The organism is Pseudomonas sp. IPO3778, from assembly GCF_013386825.1.
GTDB lineage: Bacteria > Pseudomonadota > Gammaproteobacteria > Pseudomonadales > Pseudomonadaceae > Aquipseudomonas.
In genome coordinates this window covers 28,910-46,158 of the sequence record NZ_JACARC010000044.1, presented here as the reverse complement: position 1 = coordinate 46,158, position 17,249 = coordinate 28,910, and the positions used below count along the sequence as shown (strand labels likewise).

The following is a 17,249-nucleotide window of genomic DNA, read 5'->3' as shown; positions in this document are numbered from 1 at the left end:
CGAAGCGGAGATCCTGGACTGGGAAGTCGGAAAAGCCTTACGCCGCTACGACATCGCGATCACTCGCCTTGGCATCAAACAGGAGTAGAGCGGGATGCAAATTAACTATGCACTGGCGTTTGCCGGGCAGACGTATGACCGAGGGCTTTCGGCGGACCTGTCACCGGCGGCCCAGGACTTGACTGGACCCTCCTCCCTTGATGCGGTGCCTGCCGGGCAGACTGATCTTGTCCTGGCGCTGGCCAGCGCCAGCCTGGAAATCAACGGCTTGGCCCTGGAGCAGGTACGGCTGCGCGAGACCCTGGAAACCCTCAACAGCACGTTGTTCATTAACGGGGATTCGCTGGCGACCAAGACAGCTGATGCCGCCTCTAATGCACCGAAAAGCGAACAGAAAGAACCGGCACTGACGACCAATTCCTGGGTGGACAAGGGCCTCAAGGCAGGGGCCGATCTCGGGAAGGACTTGGGGTCGAGCCTGTGGGATACGATCAAGACCCGAGTGATGGGCAATGTGGTCGATGTGACCCTCGGCAAGATTCCCGGAGTCGGGAAACTGTTCAAGGACGGGGGGCTTGATAAAGGCAAGGACAAGGGCGGCGACAAGCAATGTTGCCCTGGCACAGCCGGCCTCCTTGAAACGGCGACTGCACAGCTTCCCGAAAGCATTGGAGAGACGCTCCGGAAGAAAGACAAAGCTCGCCCCCCCGGGAATATGAAGAACCGGCGCGTCAAGCTTCCCAAACCAGGGCAAACAGTTCCACGTGGACCGGCGGCATCCGTCGATGGCAAGTTGGCGGATCTCAAGCAGCAACGTCTTCCTCCCTCGGCAACTGCCACACCCCAGCTCAACGCCATGGGCCAGCCGCTTGCTCCGTTCTCTGCCAAACAGGCGGCCCAGGCGTCGACCCATCTCCCTGGCAGTTCGTTTGCCTCCTACGCGGCGCCGCCGGCCAGCCGGCCTATGGCGCGCGGTGCGGGCAAAGGGCTCGCCGCGAGTTTGTCGGGAGCGTTTGCCAAGCTGGAATCGGCAGGCACCCGCCGCCTCGGTCCGTTGAAGTACGTCGACACCGCCATGGATGTGGTACAGGGCGTACGCAATGGCGACGCAAAAGCGGTCGCCTCCGGCCTCAGTACCGCAGGCGGTGCCTGGGCGGGCGCCTCCGCTGGCGCCGCTGTCGGTACCTTGATTTTCCCTGGTGTCGGCACCGCTGTCGGCGGTGTAATCGGTGGTTTGCTGGGCAGTGAGGCGGGCACTTGGCTTGGCGACAAATTGTTCGGCCCAAGCGATCGTCTGCCAGCGCCGAATGCGCTGAGCAAGGAACTCAACAGCGCCAGCGCCGACAACCTGCAGATCACCCTCGCGCCTAGCATCCAGATCAGCGGTGTAAACCTTGCCGATGCCCAACCCATCATCGATGGCGTGATTCAGGCGCTGCAATACCAAGCCATACCGACACTGACCGACGCCTTGAGCACACGGCGTAACGCGGCGCTGACAGATTTAGGGGGATATGCCTGATGCGACAGCAAATGGTACTGGGGGATTTTATCTTCGGGTTGTCACGCGGGTTTGCCTATTCCGGCCTCAACCGACTCGCTGACGGAGGCTGGGAAAATCTGGAGATCATTGCCAGCAAACCCCTGTCGCGGCAGAAGGGGCAAAGCCTGGAAAAACTTACGTTCACAGGTAAAGCCGCCTATGCCGTGGGCATGCAACGGCTGGATGAGTTGCGTGCCTTGCAGAATGGTCGAGCGCCACTGCCGCTGGTGGACGGTATCGGTCGCAACTGGGGCTTGTGGCGCATCATGACGGTGTCGGAAGATCAGTCCTGCGTGATCGATGACGGCACCGCGCTGGTGATCGGCTGGACACTGGTGCTGGAGGAATTCGTCAATGCGTAGAGTACGAAGTCTTGCCGGTGATTCGGTCAACCTGCTGCTCTACCGTGAGCTGGGTCGCTGCGACGACATGGCTGAAGAAAACCTCTGGCGCTTGAATCCCGACCTCGCCGAGCAGGGTCCGGTCTTGCCGGCGGGTGTCTGGGTCATCGTGCCCGAAGTGGAGTCCCGGCCGGCGGCAGTGCGCCCGGTTCTGGCCTGGGATTAAGGAGGTTTCATGGCAATGGGATTTACCCCGGTCGTCGAGTTCTACGGCGCCAATGCGGCGCTGCTCAACGAACGAATCATGCAGTGGAACCATACGGATACCACCGGCATTGAATCTGACCAGTTGGAACTGACCCTCAACATCGAGGGCCTGGAAGGCTTGCCGAGCCTGAGCGGGAAGATCGGTTTCCGGGCCGGCTACCTGGAAACGGGGCTGGTGGAAAAGGGCGAGTTTGTGGTGACCCATCTAACGCCGTTCCTCTTTCCCATGCGCCTGGTGGTGGGGGCCACGGCAGCCCCCTTCAGCGTGCTGGATGAAACCGGCTACCGGCAGCGCCGGTCTGCCAGTTATGGGCCGACAACCCTGGGAGCACTGTTTCGCCAACTGGTGACCCGCCACGGCTTTTCACCCCGTGTTGCGCCGAGCCTGGAGGGTATTTTCATTCCCCATATCGATCAGTCCAACGAAAGCGACATGGCCTTTATCACGCGGCTCGCCGGGAAATACGGTGGGGTCAGCAAGCCCTTCAACGAGCTGTATGTATTGGCCGACAGCGGGCAGGTCAAAACGCTGTCTGGCCAGATGCTGCCGGAGGTAAAACTCTCCGTGACCCAGAGCAACCGTCCCGGCGAGCAGGCCTTTATCAGCGCCAAGTTTGAGGAAAAAGCCCGCGCCAAATACGCAGGCTGCCAAACCAGTTGGTGGGATGCGGCGGCAGCAAAACTGCGGGTGGTCCAGGTTGGCGTTGCCCCGTTTACCGTCTTGCGCCAGCGCTACCAGAGCGAAAATGAAGCCCGGGTGGTGGCGGAGCGCGAGTTGGGTCGGGCCAGCCTTAAGGGGCGAACACTCACCATTGATTGCCCGGGTAACCCATTGCTGGCGGCCGAAGGCCTTTTGCTGCTGGACGAGACCTGGCCGACGTATATGCAAGGGCGATGGTCGATCAAAACGGTGACGCATAGCGGGGTGCCGAAGACGGGCTATCGCAGTTCGATTGTCGCCAGTGGCTTGACTGTCTAGCGGCACTGCTTCGGCAAACCATCCGCGAGCGCTTTGGCGAGGTGCTACTGGCAACCTCAAGAAGCGGAGGCGGTACCGAGTCGCGTTGAACCGGATTGACCAACAGTTTCCTGCGGATGTCAGTTGGCCGGTAGCACCTGCCTGAGATCCTCATATCAGTTAGTTGGGAAATTCATGTCAATGACACAACAGCAACTCCAGCAGATATTCCAGAACGCCGGCCGCCTCGCCGGCGTTTTTGTTTCTGCTCTAAACGAGGCAATGGTTAAACATCAGATCACAGGTCCAAAACGCATCGCCGCCTTCCTCGCCCAAATCGGCCACGAATCCGGCGAACTGCGTTACTTGCGTGAACTGGGTAGCGATCAATACCTCAGCAAATACGACACCGGCACCCTGGCAGCCCGCCTGGGCAATTCACCTGAAGCCGATGGCGACGGCCAGAAGTACTGCGGCCGCGGTCTGATCCAGATCACCGGACGGCGTAACTACCTGACGTGCAGCCAAGCGTTGTTCGGTGATGAGCGTCTGTTGCAGCAGCCGGAGTTGCTGGAACAGCCGCAATGGGCGTGCGAATCCGCCGCGTGGTTCTGGCAGAGCAATGGCTTGAACGAGTTGGCTGACAAGGACCAGTTCACCACCATTACCCGGCGCATCAATGGCGGCCTTAACGGTCTGGAGAACCGTATGCAGTTGTGGGCGCGAGCGAAGGCGGTGCTATGGGTAGCCTGAGTTCGTATCGCCTGCTGGGCTTTTTGCTGTTGTTGGCTGTGTCGGCGGGTATTGCGTGGCAGGTGCAAGCCTGGCGGTATGGCCTGCAACTTGAGCACCAAGAGGCGCTGCACGCTGAAATCCTCAGCCAGCAAAACGAGGCGGCGGTACGTCAACACAAGGCCGAACAGGACAAACGGCTAGCACTGGAGCAACAGCTCAGCGCCAGCGACCAACAACACACCCGGGAGCTTTCCGATGCGCAACGCGATCAGGCTCACCTGCGGGATCGCCTGGCCAATGCTGATGTGCGGTTGTCAGTCCTTCTCGACCCCAACGACGGCTGCCCAATGCCAGCCACCACCACCCCCGGCAGCGTGGTTCATGCAGCCACGCGAGCCCGACTTGACCCGGCGCATGCTCAACGAATTATCGGCATCACCGACGACGGTGATAACGCGCTGATCGCCTTGCGTGCCTGCCAGGCGTATGTCCGGGCTGTCGCGCGTTAGTCTCTTGTAACTTGCATGGCCCATCGTCTCCTGTAGGGTAGGCAAACGCCCGCCCACTCCAGGAGACGACCGTGAAGGAAATTACTCAACTCGCCGCAGAACTTGGCCGACGCTTGCAGGTACTCAATGCCCACGTCACCACGGCCGAGTCCTGTACCGGCGGCGGTATCGCCGAGGCGATCACGCGGATTCCCGGGAGTTCGGCCTGGTTCGAAGCGGGCTATGTCACGTATTCCAATCGGCAGAAGACCCGGCAGTTGAATGTGCCGGAAGCCCTGTTTCCCAAAGTCGGGGCCGTCAGCCGCGACGTGGTGGAGGCCATGGTGCGGGGGGCCCAGGAGAAAAGCCTGGCGCGTTTTGCCGTGGCGGTCAGCGGTGTGGCCGGCCCCGATGGCGGTTCGCCGGACAAGCCGGTGGGCACGGTATGGCTGGCCTTTGGGGTTGGCGAGGAGATAACCGCCGAGCTCGAACACTTCCCCGGCAACCGCGACGAGGTCCGCCGACAAACGGTAAAGGCCGCGCTAGAGGGCTTGTTGCGACGAGCTGCAGCAGAAATAGAAAATCAGGGGTAGGCGATCACGGATCTTTGTGGAACAATACTGTCTACTTATACAGGTGTTGGCCGCCAGGCCTTATTGATTACGTGAGGACTTTAATGGACGACAACAAGAAGAAAGCCTTGGCTGCGGCCCTGGGTCAGATCGAACGTCAATTCGGCAAGGGTGCCGTAATGCGTATGGGCGATCACGACCGTCAGGCGATCCCGGCTATCTCCACTGGCTCTCTGGGTCTGGACATCGCGCTCGGCATTGGCGGCCTGCCAAAAGGCCGTATCGTTGAAATCTACGGTCCTGAATCTTCCGGTAAAACCACCCTGACCCTGTCGGTGATTGCCCAGGCACAAAAAATGGGCGCCACCTGTGCGTTCGTCGATGCCGAGCACGCCCTGGACCCGGAATACGCCGGCAAGCTGGGCGTCAACGTTGACGACCTGCTGGTTTCCCAGCCGGACACCGGTGAGCAAGCGCTGGAAATCACCGACATGCTGGTGCGCTCCAACGCCATCGACGTGATCGTCATCGACTCCGTGGCAGCCCTGGTACCCAAGGCTGAAATCGAAGGCGAAATGGGCGACATGCACGTAGGCTTGCAAGCGCGCCTGATGTCCCAGGCCCTGCGTAAAATCACCGGTAACATCAAGAACGCCAACTGCTTGGTGATCTTCATCAACCAGATCCGGATGAAGATCGGCGTGATGTTCGGCAGCCCGGAAACCACCACCGGTGGTAACGCGCTGAAGTTCTACGCTTCGGTCCGTCTGGACATCCGTCGTACCGGCGCGGTGAAGGAAGGTGACGAGGTTGTCGGTAGCGAAACCCGCGTTAAAGTCGTGAAGAACAAGGTGGCTCCGCCGTTCCGTCAGGCCGAGTTCCAGATTCTCTACGGCAAGGGTATCTACCTGAACGGCGAGATGATCGACCTGGGCGTGCTGCACGGCTTCGTCGAGAAGTCCGGTGCCTGGTATGCCTATAACGGCAGCAAGATCGGCCAGGGCAAGGCCAACTCGGCCAAGTTCCTGCAGGACAACCCTGAGATTGCCACGGCGCTTGAAAAGCAGATCCGCGACAAACTGCTGACCCCGACTGCCGACGTCAAATCGACGGCCACCCGGGAAACGGCTGACGACATGGCCGACGCTGACATCTGAGCCAAACGATGAGCGTTGTACTGGATACACCCGTCGCCGTAAGGCGCACTGCAATGGACCTGCTCGCACGACGCGAGCATGGTCGAGTCGAGTTGACGCGTAAACTGCGTCAGCGCGGCGCAGATCCCGAGATGATCGACGCAGCCCTCGACCGCTTGACGGAAGAAGGGCTGCTGTCGGAATCCCGTTACCTCGAAAGTTTTGTTTCCTACCGAGCCCGTTCCGGCTATGGCCCTGCGCGAATTCGCGAAGAGCTGAGCCAACGTGGCCTGCAACGTGCTGATATCGAACTTGCCTTGCGTGAGTCCGGCATCAGTTGGCAGGCGCAATTGGAAGATACCTGGCGTCGCAAGTTTGCCGGTCATCTGCCCATTGATGCGCGGGAACGGGCGAAGCAAGGTCGCTTCCTGAGTTACCGTGGATTCTCGATGGAGATGATCAGCCGCTTGTTGAGCGGTCGGGATATGGATGACTGAAGGCTGTGCCTGGTAAATGGTTGCTCTGATTATTACGGGGCTTGGTGTGGCGAGGGAGCTTGCTCCCGCTGGGCTGCGCAGCGGCCCCAACCTGCGCATCGTCCTACCTGACACAACCCAAAAGGCCCGCTACGAAAGTAGCGGGCCTTTTTTGCGTTTCAGGGTCACGCCGTCTCCGTCACCCGCTGCTGCGTTTTCCCCTGAGCCTGGGCCCAGTTTTCCGGCAAGTTGATGTAGTCCACCAACTCCCGCAGCCGCCCCTGGTCGCGCCCATTGAAGTTGAACACCAGCCGCGTCAGGTGGCTGAAGCTTGGCTCGTCATGCTCCTCGCCAACGTACGCCGTTTGCTGGAACTCCCCACTCAGCCGCAGGCTGGCAAACGCCTCCTGCAAGTGGGCCAACGCACGGTCACTCAGCGGATGATGCATGCGAATCACAAACTGACGCTTCAGCCAGCGAGTGGAGTGGAAGTTGGCGTAGAACTGGTTGATCTCTTCCACCGCCGCTTCAGCGCTGTATACCAGGCGCACCAACTTGAGGTCGGTGGGCAGGATGTAGCGATTGGCTTCAAGCTGGCTACGGATAAAGTCCAGGGCACCTTGCCAGAAGCTGCCACCCGGTGCGTCCAGCAGTACCACTGGAACCAGCGGGCTTTTGCCAGTCTGGATCAGGGTCAGCACTTCCAGCGCTTCATCCAGCGTGCCAAAGCCGCCCGGGCACAAGATCAGGGCGTCGGCTTCCTTGACGAAGAACAGCTTGCGGGTAAAGAAGAAGTGGAAGGACAGCAGGTTCTCGGTGCCATCGATGGTCGGGTTGGCATGCTGTTCAAACGGCAGGGTGATGTTGAACCCCAGGCTGTGTTGCAGGCCGGCCCCTTCGTGGGCCGCCGCCATGATGCCGCCGCCGCCACCGGTAATCACCATCAGGTCCGAGCGGGCCAGGACCGCGCCCACTTCTCGGGCCAATGCGTACAGTGGGCTCTCCACCGGTGTACGCGCCGAACCGAACACCGTGACTTTACGTCGGCCCTTGAACTGCTCCAGCACGCGGAAAGCGTGGTCCAGTTCCCGGATCGCTTGCAGGGTGATCTTGGCGTTCCAGCGGCTGCGGTCGTCTTGCGCCATGCGCAACACGGTGAAGATCATGTCGCGATAAAGGGGGATGTTCGGGCTGCTGGGCGCAATCAGGTTGAGTAGCGCGTCGACCTGCTGCGTGAGGTCGGTGCCGTTTTCTTGAAATTGGCGGATCAGGAGTTCATTCGGTTCGTAAGGCATTCAACTTCTCCTTCTTCACAGAACCCTGGGTGCCGGCGAGAAATTCGACGGGACCACGACACTGCATGTGTCGTTGCCTCTGATTAACGAGGTGGGCGAAACCGGTTCTGTATATTCCTTATGTTTAAAAACCTTTGCACTGCACGCACAGAAGGGCAACCTTCTTTTGCCCTGAAAATGTTACAGAACGGTGTGAAAACCCAATGTTCCGGGCTTTCCGGATGAATTGATCATGAGCCCATAAAGTCTTGGCTGGCAACCGCTTATTGATCACTTGTAAGGGAGTTTAGACGCTGCCGCGAGCGGGCGAGGCCGGAGGGTTCAGAGGGGCATAGTGCGCGCCGCTGATCAGCGGCGCGCGACAGGGAGCATCGCTTACTTTTTCTTTTTGGCGGCAGCCGGCGCCGGGCAGTCGGCTTCCTGGAACTTCACCGACGCCACTGGGCGGTTGGTTTTGTTCTCGGTGATTTCGTAGCGCATCACGGCACCTTTGGCCATCAGCTCGCGATAGCCCTTGTTCAGGCACACGCTTTGCCCCAGCTGGAAGTACACAGCCTTGGGGTTGGCACGCATTTGCTCTGCACGGTCTGGCTGTACGCTGAGATGGTCAATCAGCTGCAAGCCTTCAACGGTGTAGGCCACTTCCAGGGTTTTTTCGTCAATTTCCCGTGGCAGGTCTTTGTTGCTTTCTTGGGCGACGCTCTGCAGCTTCTTGTTCAGTTGAGCCTCCAGCAGCGAGGCTGCCTGGGCACCCAAAGGCAAGGCCAGCGCCAGGGCGACGGACGGAACGACAACACGCAGCATAAAGCGTGGCATAAGACGCAGCATGAAACTCTCCTGATTCGGTTACTGGTGCATAGACCAGCCACTGCGCTGTGCGTTCAGTGGCGCGGGATTATAGGTGACCCCGGGCCACTACGGCCAGCGTATTGCCGGGAAGTGCAGGTGGGTACGGGCGCCTCTGGTAAACTGCGGCAACTTTTTGCCTTCCCGAGTTCTATCCGTGTCGATTTCCACGTTCCTGCGGCGCCGCCGATGAGCCATGCCGTCTCCCGTTTGCGCACCCAGCGCCTGGCGCGCGCCGTAAAACCGTTTGTTGCACGGGGCTCGCGTGCCGAGCGCTGCCCCGGCTGCAGGGTGATTCCCGAGTATTGCCTGTGCGCGTGGCGGCCCAAAGTTGAGGCGAAATCCGGCATGTGCTTGTTGATGCATGACGTAGAGCCCATGAAACCCAGCAACACCGGCTGGCTGATTGCCGATGTGATCAACGACACCACTGCGTTTCCCTGGTCACGAACGGAGGTTGAACCGGCGTTGTTGGCCTTGCTGGCCGACCCGCAATGGCAGCCCTACATCGTGTTTCCCGGCGAGTTTGTGGCGCCGGAGCGGGTGGTTAACCAGGTCAGCCTGGAGGAGGGCAAGCGCCCGCTGTTCATTCTGCTGGACGGGACCTGGAGCGAGGCGCGCAAGATGTTCCGCAAGAGCCCGTACCTGGAGCACCTGCCGGTGCTGAGCCTGGCGCCGGAGCAACTGTCGCGTTACAAGCTGCGCCGCTCCAAGCGCGATGATCACTTCTGCACGGCCGAAGTGGCGGCCCTGTGCCTGGAACTGGCGCAAGACCTGGCCGCCAGCGAAGTGCTGGACGCCTATCTGGACGTGTTCAGCACCCATTACCTGGCCGCCAAGTTTCAGTTGGTCCTGGACCCGGCCGACATCGTCCATACTCGCCTTGCACCTTATCTATAGGGGTCATGGCCAGCCGACCTTTGCATGATGGCCGCGTAAACGCGCAGCCCGCTAAAATAGCCACGGGCGTAGCGCTTGACCACCCAGGCTACGCTGGGCATGCTTGGCGCCGATTGGGGCGCTGTCACAGATTGGATACGTCGTTTTTTGACGTTGAGCGCGCCCTTGGGTGACTGCTGGCCTGGCAGCCACCTTGCGTGTTGGCGGGCACTGAACCCATCGGTGCCCCCATAAAAAACAGGATCATTTAATAAATGGCCACATACGAAATCCTGATTGCCGATGACCACCCGCTGTTTCGCAGTGCGCTGCACCAGGCGGTCACGCTGGGCCTGGGGCCGGATGTACGCCTCGTCGAAGTCGCCAGCATTGCCGAGCTGGAAACCCGCCTCACCGAAAAATCCGATTGGGACCTGGTCCTGCTGGACCTGAACATGCCCGGCGCCTATGGTTTTTCCGGGCTGGTGCTGCTGCGCGGGCAATACCCGCAGATTCCGGTGGTGATGGTCTCGGCGCAGGAAGAGGCCTCCGTGGTGGTGCGCTCCAAGGAGTTCGGTGCCAGCGGCTTCATTCCCAAGTCCAGCTCCATGGAAGACATCCAGAACGCCGTGCGCACAGTGCTGGATGGCGATGTCTCCTGGCCGCCGCAAGCCTTTGAAGAGATTAATGTCTCCGACGAAGCCAAGGCCGCCCGTGATGGCCTGGCCAGCCTGACGCCCCAGCAGTTCCGCGTGTTGACCATGGTCTGCGAAGGCCTGCTGAACAAGCAGATTGCCTACGAGTTGAGCGTGTCGGAAGCGACCATCAAGGCTCACGTCACGGCGATTTTCCGCAAGCTGGGTGTCCGAACGCGGACCCAGGCAGCGCTGCTCTTGCAACAACTTGAGTCAATTTCGCAGCATTAAGACGCTGTTCATTCACGTTTTTTTGACTTTGCTTACTCTAGTTTCCCCACACCTTTTTGCTCAGTTGCCTACTCTATGTCGCCTTTCAAAGGTCAAACCGGTATCAAACGTATCTTCAACGCGGGGGGATATTCCCTGGATGGCCTGCGTGCGGCTTTCACCGGCGAGGCGGCTTTTCGTCAGTTGGTGTTGCTCAATGTCATCCTGATCCCGCTGAGCTTCTTCCTGAATGTCAGCCGGGTGGAGCGGGCGTTGTTGATTGCAGTCTGCCTGCTGGCATTGATCGTTGAGTTGCTCAACTCGGCCGTCGAGGCGGCGATTGACCGGATTTCCCTGGACCTGCATCCCTTGTCGAAAAACGCCAAGGACATGGGCAGCGCCGCCCAATTCGTCGCGCTGACCATGATTACCCTGGTGTGGGCCGTTATCCTAATTTAAGCGATGGTTGGCAGCACGATCTCGTCGCTGCGCTGCACCCCGGCGGTAAAGGAACGGCACAGTTCAAGAAACTCACGCATCGCCGAAGTCTGGTACTTCTGCTTGTGCCAGATGAAGTAGAACTGCCGGGCCAGGTCCAGGTCCGGTGTTTCCACTGGTACCAGGCTGCCACGCCGGAAGGCGTCGCGCAGTGCCAGCCGGGAGATGCAGCCAATCCCCAACCCTGATTCCACTGCCCGTTTAATCGCCTCGGTGTGCTCCAGCTCCAGGCGAATATTCAGCGCGCTGCGGTGATGACGCATGGCCTGGTCAAAGGTCAGGCGTGTGCCGGAGCCTTGTTCCCGCAGGATCCACGCCTCATGGGTCAGTTCTTCCATGGTGGCCTGGCCGCGCTTGGCCAGGTGATGCTGGGGCGCGCAGAACACCACCAGCTCATCTTCCACCCAGGTTTGCACCTCGATGTCGGGGTGGCTGCAGTCGCCTTCGATTAGACCCAGATCAATTTCGTAGTGCGCCACCTGATGCACGATATGCGCAGTGTTCTGCACATGCAGCTTCACCTGGCTCTCGGGATGCTGCTGCATGAAGCTGCCGATCAGCAGCGTCGCCAGGTAATTGCCGATGGTCAGGGTGGCGCCCACCGCCAGGGAGCCGAAGCCGGACTTGCCGTTGAGCAGGTCTTCGATCTCCTTGGCCTGGTCCAGCAGCGCTACCGCCTGGGGTAATAGCTGGTGGCCAAGGGCGTTCAGGCTCAGGCGTTTACCGGCGCGGTCGAATAATTGGCAGCTGGATTGGCGCTCCAGCTCGGTAATCGAGGTGCTGGCGGCGGATTGAGATAAGGCCAGAAGGCCAGCAGCGCGCGAGACGCTTTCCTGCTGGGCGACGGCGACGAAGACTTGCAGTTGACGTAGAGTAAATCGCATATCGATATAACCGATAACCCTTATCTTAATAATCCAGTTAACAGATATTGTCGCCGCCATTAGAATGCTGTGCAATTGCGCATCCAACAGTTGGCGCAGACCCATTTCCAGGAGTCCCCCGTACATGAGCAACATGAACCACGAGCGTGTCCTCAGTGTTCATCACTGGAACGACACTCTGTTCAGCTTCAAGTGCACCCGCGATCCGGGCCTGCGCTTCGAGAACGGTCAGTTCGTGATGATCGGCCTGCAACAGCCTAATGGCCGCCCGCTCATGCGCGCTTACTCCATTGCCAGCCCGAACTGGGAAGAGCATCTGGAGTTCTTCAGCATCAAGGTGCCTGATGGCCCGCTGACTTCCCAATTGCAGCACTTGAAGGAAGGCGACGAGATCATCATCAGCAAAAAACCGACGGGCACCCTGGTGCTTGACGATTTGAAACCTGGCAAACACCTGTACCTGCTCAGCACCGGTACTGGCCTTGCGCCCTTTATGAGCGTGATCCAGGACCCGGAAACCTACGAGCGTTTCGAAAAAGTGATCCTGTGCCACGGCGTGCGTTACGTCAACGAAGTCGCCTACCGCGAATTCATCACCGAGCACCTTCCGCAGAACGAGTTCTTCGGCGAGGCCCTGCGTGACAAGTTGATCTACTACCCGACCGTGACCCGCGAGCCGTTCGAAAACGAAGGCCGCCTGACCGACCTGATGCGCAGCGGCAAGCTGTTCAGCGACATCGGCCTGCCGCCGATCAATCCTGAAGACGACCGTGCCATGCTGTGCGGCAGCCCGAGCATGCTGGATGAAACCAGCGAAGTGCTGAACAGCTTTGGTCTGAAGGTTTCCCCGCGCATGCGTGAGCCGGGCGACTACCTGATCGAGCGTGCGTTCGTCGAGAAATAAGGGAACCGATTTGCTTTTGTGGCGAGGGAGCTCGCTCCCGTTGGACTGCGAAGCGGTCCCGGCGAGGCCACCTGGTTGTTCCAGATAAAATGGGGGGGCAGGTTTTGGGGCCGCTGCGCAGCCCAACGGGAGCAAGCTCCCTCGCCACATGACTTTGGTGCGACTAAAAAGCCCGCGTTGCCTTCACAGGCAGCGCGGGCTTTTTCGTTTCCGGGATTTACTTGGCGGCAATCACTTCCAGCACACAAATCATCCCGGCCTCGGGATAGTGCCAGCGCACATCCACATCCCAGAACTGTGCCCCGTACTCCCGCTCCGGCCCTGGGGTCTGGTACGCAGGCCGTGGGTCCTGCGCCAAACATTGCTCGATCAACGCCACCAATGGCTCCCCAAGGCGCTGAGCATGGCCCTCTGCCTGTAGCAGCGCAGTCTTCAGCCATTGCACGGGGATCAGCGCTGGCGCGGCGCTGGCGATGCGGTTGGTGGCGGTGTCAACGATGTCCGCGTACGGCACGTACGGCTTGATGTCGAGGATTGGCGTGCCATCCAGCAGGTCGATGCCGGATATCCACAGGCGGCCGTCTTCCACCTTGTCCAGCTTGACCACCGACTGGCCAATCCCGTTGGGCCGGTGTGTTGCGCGGGTGGCAAACACGCCCATGGACGTGTTGCCCCCCAGGCGAGGCGGGCGCACTTTCAGCCGTGGCTTGTCTTCCAGCGCCTGGTGGAACAGGAACAGCAGCCACACATGGCTGACCTGCTCCAGACCTTGCACGGCCTCACCCTGATCGAACGGTGCCACCAGTTCCAGCACGCCACGGGCGGCGGGCGCCAGTTGTGGCTGGCGCGGGATGGCGAACTTCTCCTTGAAACAGGAGCGCACAAAGCCGATGGGCGAGACGCTGTAGGTCACGGGCTTACGCGAACGCGCAGGGTCAGGCCCTTGAGGAAGTTGCGCAGCAACTGGTCACCGCAGGTGCGGTAGTTGGTGTGGCCGAACTTGCGGAACAGCGCGCTCAGTTCCGGCTTGGACACCGGGAACTCGGAAGCCTTGAGGATGGCGTGCATGTCGTCTTCCTTCAGTTCGAAGGCCACGCGCAGTTTTTTCAGGACGATGTTGTTGGTCACCGGCAGGTCGATCGGCTGGGGTGGACGGCTCTCGTCCTTGCCGCGCTTGAAGATCACCAGGCCATCGAGGAAATGCGCCATGACTTCATCCGGGCAGAACACGAAGCCTTCTTCCTCGTCTTTCTTGAGGTAGGTCAGCAGGTCGTCCTTGGTGACGTCCATGCCGCCGAGCTTGGTGATCTCGACCATCTTGTTGTCGCTGATGTCGAGCATGTAGCGCACGCTGCGCAGTACGTCGTTGTGAATCATGTGGGCAATCCTGGTCATTCAACTGTGGACACCGCCCAGGCAGGCGGTATCGAGAGATTCGGCGGCGAAAAAAGTCTTAGAACTTTTCTTTACCGGACAGATAGCGCCATTGGCCTACCGGCACTTTGCCGATGGACACTCCGCCGATGCGGATGCGTCGAATGGCGACGACTTTCAGGCCAACGGCTTCGCAGAACAAGGCAATCACACCCGGTTGCGGGTTTTTCAACGCAAAGCGCAGGCGGTTCTCGTTCTGCCAGCTGGCTTTCACCGCTGGCAACTCCTTACCTTTGTAGGTCAGGCCGTGGTTGAGGCGGTTCAGGCCGTGCGCGACCATGTCGCCGGACACCTCCACCACGTATTCCTGTTCGATCTTGTTCACATCAGCGGTCAGCTTGCGCAAAATCTTCCAGTCCTGGGTGAACACCAGCAGGCCGCTGGCCTTGGCTTGCAGGTCGCTGCTGGCGGTCAGGCGCAGGAAGTGGCCTTTGAGCGGGCGCTTGCTGAAGCGGTGTTCTTCCGACAGGGTCTCGGCGCTGATTGACGCCATGGCCGTCTCGGTATCCACACCGGCAGGCGCGTGGAACAGGATGGTCACCGGCTCCGGCGCTGTGGCCTTGGCCTCAGGGTCAAGCTCGACCTTCTGGGTGGTGACCTTGAACTGCGGCTCGTCGATCACTTCGCCATCCACCGTGACCCAGCCGCCTTCGATGAACAGCTCAGCCTCCCGACGGGAGCAACCGACCAGTTCGATGAGGCGTTTGGAGAGGCGTAGGGGTTCAGTCATGACAAGGGCCGAAACAAAAGGGGGCGGCTATTGTACCTGTGTGGCGCCGGTTAATCCCGGCTCCATTTTGCCGCTGGGGCTTTTTGTGGGAGCTGGCTTGCCTGCGATGGCGTCAACGCGGTTTACCTGAAAAAGCCAGTCGCCCGCATCGCAGGCAAGCCAGCTCCCACATTTGATCCGTGTTGTGTCAGCCACGGCGTGCGTGTTGGATCTGTTTCAGGCGCATATGCAGCAACGGATAAGGCTGCCCCATACCGTCGTGCTCCGTGCGTCCGATCACCTCAAAGCCCTGCTTGAAGTAAAAGCCCAGGGCCTGCGGGTTCTGTTCGTTGACGTCCAGTTGGTCGGCATTCATGGACTCGATGGCGTAGCGCAGCAATTGCCGGCCCAAACCCTGGCCACGGTGCGCGGGGTCGATAAACAGCATCTCGACCTTGCCCGCCGCCACCCCGGCAAACCCGGTGATGCGCTGGCGTGAGTCCTTGGTGCAGATCAGCATCACCGCGTCGAGGTAGCGGGTCAGCACCAGGGTTTTCAGCAATTCGATGTAGCTGTCCGGCAGGAAGTCATGGGTGGCCCGCACTGAAGCCTCCCAGATACGGGTGAGTTCCTGATAGTCGCTGGATTTGGGTGTATGGATAACCGAATGCTGACGCATGACCGCTGCCCTTCGCCTTGATTAACGGTGATGGGCAAAACGATAGACCTAAAAAAGCCCCGCATCTTGTCCAGAGGCAGGGCTTTTTCAATTCTTTACATCTTATGCACGCTTTTCAGCCCACAGGTCGTACTCGTCGGCGTCGGTCACGGTGCACCAGACCTTGTCGCCCGGCTTCAGGCCGCTGGCATCGTCGATGAATACGTTACCGTCGATTTCCGGTGCGTCGAAGAAGCAACGGCCCACAGCGCCTTGTTCGTCGACTTCGTCGATCAGTACTTCGATCTCCCGGCCGATGCGCAGTTGCAGGCGCGCCGAGCTGATCGCCTGTTGGTGCGCCATGAAACGCTCCCAACGGTCCTGCTTGACGTCGTCCGGAACAATGGCAGCGTCCAGCAGGTTGGCCGGAGCACCTTCCACCGGCGAGTACTGGAAGCAGCCGACGCGGTCCAGTTGGGCCTCGGTCAGCCAGTCCAGCAGGTACTGGAAGTCCTCTTCGGTCTCGCCCGGGAAGCCGACGATAAAGGTGGAACGGATGATCAGGTCCGGGCAGATCTCGCGCCAGTTCTTGATGCGCGCCAGGGTCTTGTCTTCGAAGGCCGGGCGTTTCATGGCCTTGAGGATTTTCGGGCTGGCGTGCTGGAACGGGATGTCCAGGTACGGCAGGATCTTGCCGGCGGCCATCAGCGGGATCAGCTCGTCAACGTGCGGGTACGGGTAAACGTAGTGCAGGCGCACCCATACGCCGAGGCTGCTCAGGGCTTCGCAGAGTTCGGTCATGCGGGTTTTCACCGGCGCGCCGTTCCAGAAGCCGGTGCGGTATTTGACGTCGACACCATAGGCGCTGGTGTCCTGGGAGATCACCAGCAGCTCTTTCACGCCGGATTTGACCAGGCGCTGGGCCTCGTCCAGGACGTCGCCCACCGGGCGGCTCACCAGCTTGCCGCGCATCGACGGGATGATGCAGAAGCTGCAGCTGTGGTTGCAGCCTTCGGAAATCTTCAGGTACGCGTAGTGGCGCGGGGTCAGCTTGATGCCTTGTGGCGGCACCAGGTCGATCAGCGGGTTGTGGTCCTGGCGCGGCGGCACCACTTGGTGCACGGCGTTGACCACCTGCTCGTACTGCTGCGGGCCGGTCACGGCCAGCACGCTCGGGTGCACCTTGCGGATGTTGCCTTCTTCCACGCCCATGCAACCGGTGACGATCACCTTGCCGTTTTCCTTGATGGCTTCGCCGATCACTTCCAGGGACTCGGCCTTGGCGGAGTCGATGAAGCCACAGGTGTTGACCACCACCACGTCTGCGTCCTGGTAGGTGGACACGACGTCATAGCCTTCCATGCGCAGTTGCGTAAGGATGCGTTCGGAGTCGACCAGGGCCTTTGGGCAACCCAGGGATACAAAGCCGACCTTGGGGTTGGCTTTTGCGATGGTGGTGGACATGTCTAACCTCGGTATTGAATGACGCCGCCAGTCGTGCACGAAAGGCGGCGGACGGGCACTTAGCGTGCCTCTGATCAAAAAGTGCGCAATTCTATCGACGGGAATCGCTCTTGACCAGCTTTATGCAGGGAAATACGACGAGTGCTGCGCTATGCTTCGCGCCGTTGCACCTGAGTGAATTTCCTCGGTCAATAAATCGTCTGTAACGAGAAGTAAAACGGCGCATGCTGTGGACAGCATAGGCGTCCGCAGCAGGC

The 17,249-nt window shown here is 60.1% G+C and carries 22 protein-coding genes; 14 read left to right on the top strand and 8 right to left on the bottom strand.

Annotated features, from left to right (window positions below):
• Positions 1-94 precede the first annotated feature (94 nt).
• The 10 genes from HX855_RS23870 to recX all read left to right on the top strand — a co-directional run bounded on the left by HX855_RS23870 (position 95) and on the right by recX (position 6,537).
• Entirely contained in the window at positions 95-1,522 is a 1,428-nt protein-coding gene (locus HX855_RS23870) for a tail tape measure protein (RefSeq protein ID WP_177084806.1), read from the top strand.
• Entirely contained in the window at positions 1,522-1,905 is a 384-nt protein-coding gene (locus tag HX855_RS23865; RefSeq protein ID WP_177084808.1) for a phage tail protein, read from the top strand. The genes HX855_RS23870 and HX855_RS23865 overlap by 1 nt, the downstream gene beginning before the upstream one ends.
• On the top strand, positions 1,898-2,110 hold the full coding sequence (locus tag HX855_RS23860) for a tail protein X (protein ID WP_177084810.1): 213 nt from the start codon (positions 1,898-1,900) through the stop codon (positions 2,108-2,110). Before HX855_RS23865 ends, HX855_RS23860 begins: the two co-directional genes overlap by 8 nt.
• Before the next feature lie 9 nt (positions 2,111-2,119).
• Positions 2,120-3,130, top strand: a complete 1,011-nt coding sequence (locus HX855_RS23855; protein WP_177084812.1) for a contractile injection system protein, VgrG/Pvc8 family — start codon at positions 2,120-2,122, stop codon at positions 3,128-3,130.
• Positions 3,123-3,275 carry a tail fiber assembly protein gene (locus HX855_RS33930; RefSeq protein ID WP_177084868.1) on the top strand — a complete coding sequence of 51 codons (153 nt, stop codon included), beginning with the start codon at positions 3,123-3,125 and terminating at the stop codon, positions 3,273-3,275. The genes HX855_RS23855 and HX855_RS33930 overlap by 8 nt, the downstream gene beginning before the upstream one ends.
• A gap of 29 nt (positions 3,276-3,304) precedes the next feature.
• The gene (locus HX855_RS23845; protein ID WP_177084814.1) at positions 3,305-3,862 is read left to right on the top strand and encodes a glycoside hydrolase family 19 protein; all 558 of its coding nucleotides are present in this window, start codon (positions 3,305-3,307) and stop codon (positions 3,860-3,862) included.
• Positions 3,850-4,353: a lysis system i-spanin subunit Rz gene (locus HX855_RS23840; protein ID WP_177084816.1), complete on the top strand. Its 504-nt coding sequence runs from the start codon at positions 3,850-3,852 to the stop codon at positions 4,351-4,353. The genes HX855_RS23845 and HX855_RS23840 overlap by 13 nt, the downstream gene beginning before the upstream one ends.
• A gap of 71 nt (positions 4,354-4,424) precedes the next feature.
• A complete protein-coding gene (locus HX855_RS23835) occupies positions 4,425-4,925 on the top strand; it encodes a CinA family protein (protein WP_177084818.1) in 501 nt (166 codons plus the stop codon).
• Positions 4,926-5,008: 83 nt separating this feature from the next.
• Entirely contained in the window at positions 5,009-6,061 is a 1,053-nt protein-coding gene (gene recA, locus HX855_RS23830) for a recombinase RecA (protein WP_177084820.1), read from the top strand.
• An 8-nt stretch (positions 6,062-6,069) separates the two neighbouring features.
• Positions 6,070-6,537, top strand: a complete 468-nt coding sequence (gene recX, locus HX855_RS23825) for a recombination regulator RecX (protein WP_076015386.1) — start codon at positions 6,070-6,072, stop codon at positions 6,535-6,537.
• Between the two features lie 164 nt (positions 6,538-6,701).
• Here recX and HX855_RS23820 read toward each other — a convergent pair whose 3' ends face one another.
• Together HX855_RS23820 and HX855_RS23815 are read right to left on the bottom strand one after the other, a co-directional pair.
• A complete protein-coding gene (locus HX855_RS23820; protein ID WP_177084822.1) occupies positions 6,702-7,811 on the bottom strand; it encodes a TIGR00730 family Rossman fold protein in 1,110 nt (369 codons plus the stop codon).
• A 375-nt stretch (positions 7,812-8,186) separates the two neighbouring features.
• Positions 8,187-8,627, bottom strand: coding sequence for a PA3611 family quorum-sensing-regulated virulence factor (locus HX855_RS23815; protein ID WP_177084870.1), 441 nt, complete (start codon positions 8,625-8,627; stop codon positions 8,187-8,189).
• Between the two features lie 219 nt (positions 8,628-8,846).
• Here HX855_RS23815 and HX855_RS23810 point away from each other — a divergent pair, with 219 nt between their 5' ends.
• From HX855_RS23810 to HX855_RS23800, 3 genes are all read left to right on the top strand, one after another.
• Positions 8,847-9,557, top strand: a complete 711-nt coding sequence (locus HX855_RS23810; protein ID WP_177084824.1) for a tRNA-uridine aminocarboxypropyltransferase — start codon at positions 8,847-8,849, stop codon at positions 9,555-9,557.
• A 254-nt stretch (positions 9,558-9,811) separates the two neighbouring features.
• Positions 9,812-10,462 carry a response regulator transcription factor ErdR gene (gene erdR / locus HX855_RS23805; RefSeq protein ID WP_177084826.1) on the top strand — a complete coding sequence of 217 codons (651 nt, stop codon included), beginning with the start codon at positions 9,812-9,814 and terminating at the stop codon, positions 10,460-10,462.
• A 75-nt stretch (positions 10,463-10,537) separates the two neighbouring features.
• Positions 10,538-10,900, top strand: a complete 363-nt coding sequence (locus tag HX855_RS23800; RefSeq protein WP_003208635.1) for a diacylglycerol kinase — start codon at positions 10,538-10,540, stop codon at positions 10,898-10,900.
• On the opposite strand, the gene HX855_RS23795 is transcribed toward HX855_RS23800, so the two are convergent.
• Entirely contained in the window at positions 10,897-11,823 is a 927-nt protein-coding gene (locus tag HX855_RS23795) for a LysR family transcriptional regulator (RefSeq protein ID WP_003208633.1), read from the bottom strand. The two genes, HX855_RS23800 and HX855_RS23795, sit on opposite strands and share 4 nt — an antisense overlap.
• Positions 11,824-11,947: 124 nt before the next feature.
• On the opposite strand from HX855_RS23795, the gene fpr reads away from it, so the two are divergent.
• Positions 11,948-12,727, top strand: coding sequence for a ferredoxin-NADP reductase (fpr, locus tag HX855_RS23790; protein WP_003189055.1), 780 nt, complete (start codon positions 11,948-11,950; stop codon positions 12,725-12,727).
• A 217-nt stretch (positions 12,728-12,944) separates the two neighbouring features.
• On the opposite strand, the gene tsaA is transcribed toward fpr, so the two are convergent.
• From tsaA to rimO, 5 genes are all read right to left on the bottom strand, one after another.
• Positions 12,945-13,640, bottom strand: a complete 696-nt coding sequence (gene tsaA / locus HX855_RS23785; protein ID WP_177084828.1) for a tRNA (N6-threonylcarbamoyladenosine(37)-N6)-methyltransferase TrmO — start codon at positions 13,638-13,640, stop codon at positions 12,945-12,947.
• The gene (locus tag HX855_RS23780; RefSeq protein ID WP_177084830.1) at positions 13,637-14,104 is read right to left on the bottom strand and encodes a DUF1456 family protein; all 468 of its coding nucleotides are present in this window, start codon (positions 14,102-14,104) and stop codon (positions 13,637-13,639) included. The genes tsaA and HX855_RS23780 overlap by 4 nt, the downstream gene beginning before the upstream one ends.
• Before the next feature lie 76 nt (positions 14,105-14,180).
• Entirely contained in the window at positions 14,181-14,891 is a 711-nt protein-coding gene (locus tag HX855_RS23775) for an rRNA pseudouridine synthase (RefSeq protein WP_177084832.1), read from the bottom strand.
• Between the two features lie 187 nt (positions 14,892-15,078).
• Positions 15,079-15,549, bottom strand: a complete 471-nt coding sequence (locus tag HX855_RS23770) for a GNAT family N-acetyltransferase (protein ID WP_177084834.1) — start codon at positions 15,547-15,549, stop codon at positions 15,079-15,081.
• Between the two features lie 102 nt (positions 15,550-15,651).
• Entirely contained in the window at positions 15,652-16,992 is a 1,341-nt protein-coding gene (rimO, locus tag HX855_RS23765; protein WP_218175800.1) for a 30S ribosomal protein S12 methylthiotransferase RimO, read from the bottom strand.
• Between the last annotated feature and the right edge of the window lie 257 nt (positions 16,993-17,249).

Excerpts from the sequence above, each read along its gene's own strand:
- HX855_RS23810 (WP_177084824.1), top strand. The coding sequence starts at position 8,847 with ATGAGCCATGCCGTCTCCCGTTTGCGCACCCAGCGCCTGGCGCGCGCC.
- HX855_RS23865 (WP_177084808.1), top strand. The coding sequence starts at position 1,522 with ATGCGACAGCAAATGGTACTGGGGGATTTTATCTTCGGGTTGTCACGC.
- HX855_RS23840 (WP_177084816.1), top strand. The coding sequence starts at position 3,850 with ATGGGTAGCCTGAGTTCGTATCGCCTGCTGGGCTTTTTGCTGTTGTTG.
- HX855_RS23870 (WP_177084806.1), top strand. The coding sequence starts at position 95 with ATGCAAATTAACTATGCACTGGCGTTTGCCGGGCAGACGTATGACCGA.
- HX855_RS23795 (WP_003208633.1), bottom strand. The coding sequence starts at position 11,823 with ATGCGATTTACTCTACGTCAACTGCAAGTCTTCGTCGCCGTCGCCCAG.
- recX (WP_076015386.1), top strand. The coding sequence starts at position 6,070 with ATGAGCGTTGTACTGGATACACCCGTCGCCGTAAGGCGCACTGCAATG.
- HX855_RS23845 (WP_177084814.1), top strand. The coding sequence starts at position 3,305 with ATGTCAATGACACAACAGCAACTCCAGCAGATATTCCAGAACGCCGGC.
- HX855_RS23860 (WP_177084810.1), top strand. The coding sequence starts at position 1,898 with ATGCGTAGAGTACGAAGTCTTGCCGGTGATTCGGTCAACCTGCTGCTC.
- fpr (WP_003189055.1), top strand. The coding sequence starts at position 11,948 with ATGAGCAACATGAACCACGAGCGTGTCCTCAGTGTTCATCACTGGAAC.
- HX855_RS23800 (WP_003208635.1), top strand. The coding sequence starts at position 10,538 with ATGTCGCCTTTCAAAGGTCAAACCGGTATCAAACGTATCTTCAACGCG.
- recA (WP_177084820.1), top strand. The coding sequence starts at position 5,009 with ATGGACGACAACAAGAAGAAAGCCTTGGCTGCGGCCCTGGGTCAGATC.
- HX855_RS23815 (WP_177084870.1), bottom strand. The coding sequence starts at position 8,627 with ATGCCACGCTTTATGCTGCGTGTTGTCGTTCCGTCCGTCGCCCTGGCG.
- rimO (WP_218175800.1), bottom strand. The coding sequence starts at position 16,992 with ATGTCCACCACCATCGCAAAAGCCAACCCCAAGGTCGGCTTTGTATCC.
- HX855_RS23775 (WP_177084832.1), bottom strand. The coding sequence starts at position 14,891 with ATGACTGAACCCCTACGCCTCTCCAAACGCCTCATCGAACTGGTCGGT.
- HX855_RS23855 (WP_177084812.1), top strand. The coding sequence starts at position 2,120 with ATGGCAATGGGATTTACCCCGGTCGTCGAGTTCTACGGCGCCAATGCG.
- erdR (WP_177084826.1), top strand. The coding sequence starts at position 9,812 with ATGGCCACATACGAAATCCTGATTGCCGATGACCACCCGCTGTTTCGC.
- HX855_RS23780 (WP_177084830.1), bottom strand. The coding sequence starts at position 14,104 with ATGATTCACAACGACGTACTGCGCAGCGTGCGCTACATGCTCGACATC.
- HX855_RS23770 (WP_177084834.1), bottom strand. The coding sequence starts at position 15,549 with ATGCGTCAGCATTCGGTTATCCATACACCCAAATCCAGCGACTATCAG.
- HX855_RS23820 (WP_177084822.1), bottom strand. The coding sequence starts at position 7,811 with ATGCCTTACGAACCGAATGAACTCCTGATCCGCCAATTTCAAGAAAAC.